Source organism: Kitasatospora sp. NPDC058406 (genome assembly GCF_042722765.1).
Taxonomy (GTDB): Bacteria; Actinomycetota; Actinomycetes; order Streptomycetales; family Streptomycetaceae; genus Kitasatospora.
On the sequence record NZ_JBHXKE010000409.1, the window covers coordinates 1 to 4814 of the forward strand.

The window sequence follows — 4814 nt, forward strand, 5'->3', positions numbered from 1 at the left end:
TCGTGGGGGGTTTTGGTTCTTGTGGTGTGGGGGGGGGGCGGGGCGGCCCCCCCCCCCCCCTCCCAACCCCCCCCCGGCCGGGCCCGCGCGCCCCCCCACGACCTGCTGCTGCAGCAGGTGCGACTGGGCACGACGCAGGATGTGCCGAAGAACCCCCAGGTGTTTCGTGCCACGGGCTTTGCCCTGGACCCGACCGTGCTGGGCTCGTCACTTCTCGCTGTCGGCCCCGCTGGTACCGGCAAGACGACGAGGCTGGCCCGGCCGGCAGCTGAAGCGTTGTGCCTTCAAGCACTCGCGGGGACAGCCTGTGCCGTGGTGATCGGGGCCGCGGATTCCGAACTCGGCCCCGACTCCTGGTACGACGTGGTGATCGCACCGGGCGACCCGGGGAGCACCTACGGACTTGACCTTTACGGGGCCACTCAGGATCCCGACGAGGCTGCGGCCAGGTTGGCGGACGCGCTCCTTCCGGACGAACTGATCGCCCGGGCGGAGAGCACCAGGATGGCCCTCCAGCAGATTGTCGGGCCATTCCACGCGGCCTATGGTCGTTACCCTGGGGTACGCGAACTGCGATCGCTGCTTACGGGCGACGTGGACGCGACCGAGGCATTGACCAAGGCATTGCGGGAAGCCGGCCGACTCGCGACTTACGAACGCGATCTCGAACATCGCAGGCAGCAGCAGGGTCGGGCGGAGGACCCGGGAGCACTACTGGCCGACCGGTTGGCACTGCTGGACCGTCCAGCCTTTGAAGGCGCCTTCCTGACCGACGGTACCGGGCGGCCGCCTTTTGCAATGAGGGCCCTTGACCACCCGCTGCGAGTGCGGGTGAAGCTTCCTGAGCGCAGCCACCCGGAGGCGGCGCGGATCTTGTCCCGGCTGGTGGTTGGTCAGTTCGTCCTGGCGGCGATCTCCCGCCAGGACCGTTCACTGTTCGCCGGTCTGGTGGTGGACGACGCTTCCGCGGCTTTGGACGCCAATACCGTTCGTGGCCTGCAGCGGATGCGCGGAGCCAATGCCGGAGCAGTGCTGCTGCTCCGGACGTTGATGGACTTGCCGGAGGCACTTCGGGCCCCGTTGTTTGGCGCGGTCGGCTGTCGGATGGTCTTCCCCGGCATTGCGCCGTGGGACGGGAAGTTCTTCTCCGAAGCCTGGGGTACTCACGTGATCCATGAACGGGTCGTCACGCATTCCCCGCAAACGGAGGGCGGTGCGGTTCGGCGGGCCGGGCGGTTGGGGCGGAAGGCGCTGTCGGGGACGACGGCGCAGACCGAGTCGGTGACGACGCGGGAAGTGGAGCGGTTGCGGTGGTCGCCGTCGGATCTGGCGCACGCGCTGCCGGCGGGGCACGCGGTGGTGTCGCTGACGGCGGTGTCGGGGGAGCAGGTGCCACCGCTGCTGGTGGATCTGCGGGGGTGAAGTGGGGATGAAGCTCGCCTTCGAGGAGGATTCGGCAGTGCGGCTTGTCCGGGGCGTCCATAATGAGAGGAGGGAGTTCCCGAGAACCCTCAGCCCTCTTCTCGCCCGGCCGCAACGGCGCGGTCGGGTCGTTCCCCCGAAGGTGCCATGCCCCCCACACTTGCCTCCGTCGTTCGCAACACCTCGCTCCATCTGACGGTCCTCGCCGGTGCGGACCACCTGGAGCGGCCGGTCCGCTGGGTGCACACCAGCGAGCTGGACGACCCGACGCCGTTCCTGGAGGGTGGCGAGCTGCTGCTCACCACCGGTATCAAGCTGGGCCGGACCGCCGCCCGGTTGCAGGCGTACGTGCACCGTCTGGCGGACGCCGGGGTGGTGGGGCTGGGGCTCGGTGTCGGGTTGTCGCACGCCGAGGTGCCGCAGCCGCTGGTGGAGGCGGCCGCGCAGCGCGGGCTGCCGCTGTTGCGGGTGCCGGAGCCGACGCCGTTCATCGCGATCAGCAAGGTGGTCTCGGCGGCGCTGGCCGCGGAGCAGTACGAGGCGGTGACCACCAGCTTCGAGGCGCAGGAGGAACTGACCCGGGCGGCGCTGGGCAAGGACGGTACGACCGCGGTGGTGCGGCGCCTGGCGGCCCGGCTGGGTGGCTGGGCGGCGCTGTACGACGGGTCGGGTGCGCTGTCGGTGGTGGCGCCGGACTGGGCGGCGCGCCGTGCGGGCCGGCTGGCGGCCGAGGTGGACCGGCTGCGGCGGCGGCCGGCGCCGTCGAGTGCGGCTCTGCAGGGGCGGTCGCCGGGGATCGACACGGCGGACGAGGACTACGTGGTGGTCCAGTCGCTGGGCGCGGACCGGCGGGCGCGCGGGTTCCTGGCGGTGGGGACCGAGGACCGGATCACGCCGACCGAGCGTTACGTGCTGAACGCGGCGGTGGCGTTGCTGACGCTGACCCTGGAGCGGTCGCGGGAGCTGCGGCAGGCCGAGGAGAAGATGGGCGCGGCGCTGCTGCGGATGGTGCTGGCCGGCGAGGTGACGACCGCCCGGCAGGTGGCGGCGGGGCTGTTCGGCGGGCTGCCGGAGGGGACGGTCCGGGTGCTGGTGGCCGGGGCCGGCCAGGGGGTGGACGCCGGGGAGGCGCTGGGCGAGCTGGGGGACCGGGCGGAGCAGGCCGGGGCGCGGGTGGCGGAGAAGCTGCTGGTGGCGCGGGAGGAGGGGGCGCACGGGTCTCGGCTGATGGTGCTGGCGCTGGACAACGGCGCGGTGCACCGGGCGTGCCTGGGCACGGTGGAGGAGCACGAGGGCCTGTCGCTGGGCGTCTCGGCGCCGGCCGCGCTGGAGGACGCGGGGACGGCGCACGCGCAGGCGGAGCGGGCGCTGGCGGTGGCGTTGCGGGGTGGGCGGCGTTCGGTGGACCACGAGGAGGTCGGCGCGGGGTCGCTGCTGCCGCTGCTCGGGGAGGACGCCGTGACGGCTTTCGCGGAGGGCCTGTTGCGGCCGTTGCGCGATCACGACCGGACGGCGCGCGGTGACCTGGTGGCCTCGTTGCGGGCCTGGCTGTCCCGGCACGGGCAGTGGGACGCGGCGGCGGCCGATCTCGGTGTGCACCGGCACACGCTGCGGTACCGGATGCGGCGGGTCGAGGAGCTGCTCGGGCGGTCGCTGGACGACACGGACGTCCGGATGGAGCTCTGGCTGGCGCTTCGCTCGGGCGAGGAGTAGCCGCGGCGCCGCTGGACGCGGTGGAGTGGCCGCGGGGGTGAACGCTACGCCGTGGCCAATCCGGTCGGCGCGCCCCCGCCCCTACCCTCGATTCTGGCTCCACGTCCGTGGGGCCCTGAGGATGTCGAGGGAAGGGCCGGTACCACGGTGACCACCACGTACGATTTCTGGCTGGCCGGCCGCCGGGCGAGCGGCGACGCCGACTTCGAGGTGCACAACAGCTGGGACGGCCGTCTGGTCGGCAGGGTGAGCATCCCCACCGAGGCGCAGGTCGAGGAGGCGCTGGACGCCGCCGTGGCCGCGCTGCCGGTGTTCGCCGCGACCCCCGCGCACGTGCGGTCCGCCGCGCTGGACCACGTGGCCCGGCGGCTGGCCGAGCGTACGGAGGAGATCGCCCAGCTGATCACCGCCGAGAACGGCAAGCCGATCAAGTGGGCCCGTGGTGAGGTCGGCCGCGCCGTCTCCGTCTTCCGCTGGGCCGCCGAGGAGGCCCGCCGTACCAACGGCGAGACCATGCGGCTGGACACCGACCCGGGCGGCGTGGGCCGTTTCGCGGTGGTGCGCCGCTTCCCGCGCGGTGTGGTGCTGGGCATCGCGCCGTTCAACTTCCCGCTGAACCTGGTGGCGCACAAGGTGGCCCCGGCGATCGCGGTCGGCGCGCCGATCATCCTCAAGCCGGCCCCGGCGACCCCGCTCTCCGCGATGGTGCTGGGCGAGATCCTGGCCGAGACCGACCTGCCGGCCGGTTCCTGGAGCGTTCTGCCGGTGCCGAACGACCGGATGCCGGCGCTGGTGCAGGACCCGCGTCTGCCGGTGATCTCGTTCACCGGTTCGGACACGGTCGGCTACCAGATCATGGACTCGGTGCCGCGCAAGCACACCACCCTGGAGCTGGGCGGCAACGCGGCGGCCGTGGTGCTCGCCGACTGGTCCTCCGAGGCGGACCTGGACTGGGCGGCCACCCGGATCGCGATGTTCGCGAACTACCAGGGCGGCCAGTCCTGCATCTCGGTCCAGCGGGTGATCGCCGACGCGTCCGTCTACGACGCGCTGGTGGAGAAGGTCGTCGCCAAGGTCGCGGCGCAGGTCACCGGTGACCCGAACGACGACGCGACCGACGTCGGTCCGCTGGTCGACGAGAACGCGGCCCGGCGGGTCGAGTCCTGGGTGGACGACGCGGTCGCCAAGGGGGCCAAGCTGCTCGTCGGCGGCACCCGTGAGGGCGCGACGTACGCCCCGACCGTGCTGGCGGAGATGCCGGCCGACGCGATCCTGGCCAAGGCCGAGGTGTTCGGCCCGGTCCTGTCGCTGCACCGGGTGGAGGGCACCGACGAGGCGTTCGCCGCCGTCAACGACTCGCTGTTCGGCCTGCAGGCGGGTGTGTTCACCCATGACCTGCAGACCGCCTTCCGGGCCCACCGGGAGCTGGAGGTCGGCGGTGTGATCATCGGCGACGCGCCGTCCTACCGCGCCGACCAGATGCCGTACGGGGGCGTCAAGGACTCCGGCGTCGGCCGTGAGGGCGTCAAGTACGCGATGGACGACTACACCGTCGAGAAGGTCATGGTCCTCACCGGTCTCGACCTCTGACCTGACCTGACGACCCGACCTGACGACCTGACCTGACCGACCGGACCGGACCGGACGTGCGAGGGGCCCGACAGCACAAGGCTGTCGGG

Annotated in this window: 3 protein-coding genes; all 3 read left to right on the top strand. The window is 72.4% G+C overall.

Going from position 1 to position 4814, the window contains the following annotated elements:
• The first annotated feature begins 117 nt into the window (after nucleotides 1–117).
• The 3 genes from ACFWOG_RS39605 to ACFWOG_RS39615 all read left to right on the top strand — a co-directional run bounded on the left by ACFWOG_RS39605 (nucleotide 118) and on the right by ACFWOG_RS39615 (nucleotide 4725).
• Nucleotides 118–1422: a hypothetical protein gene (locus ACFWOG_RS39605; protein WP_380364480.1), complete on the top strand. Its 1305-nt coding sequence runs from the start codon at nucleotides 118–120 to the stop codon at nucleotides 1420–1422.
• Between the two features lie 147 nt (nucleotides 1423–1569).
• The gene (locus ACFWOG_RS39610) at nucleotides 1570–3135 is read left to right on the top strand and encodes a PucR family transcriptional regulator (protein WP_329877492.1); all 1566 of its coding nucleotides are present in this window, start codon (nucleotides 1570–1572) and stop codon (nucleotides 3133–3135) included.
• 147 nt (nucleotides 3136–3282) lie between these two features.
• Nucleotides 3283–4725, top strand: a complete 1443-nt coding sequence (locus ACFWOG_RS39615) for an aldehyde dehydrogenase family protein (RefSeq protein WP_329952555.1) — start codon at nucleotides 3283–3285, stop codon at nucleotides 4723–4725.
• The last annotated feature ends 89 nt before the right edge of the window (nucleotides 4726–4814 follow it).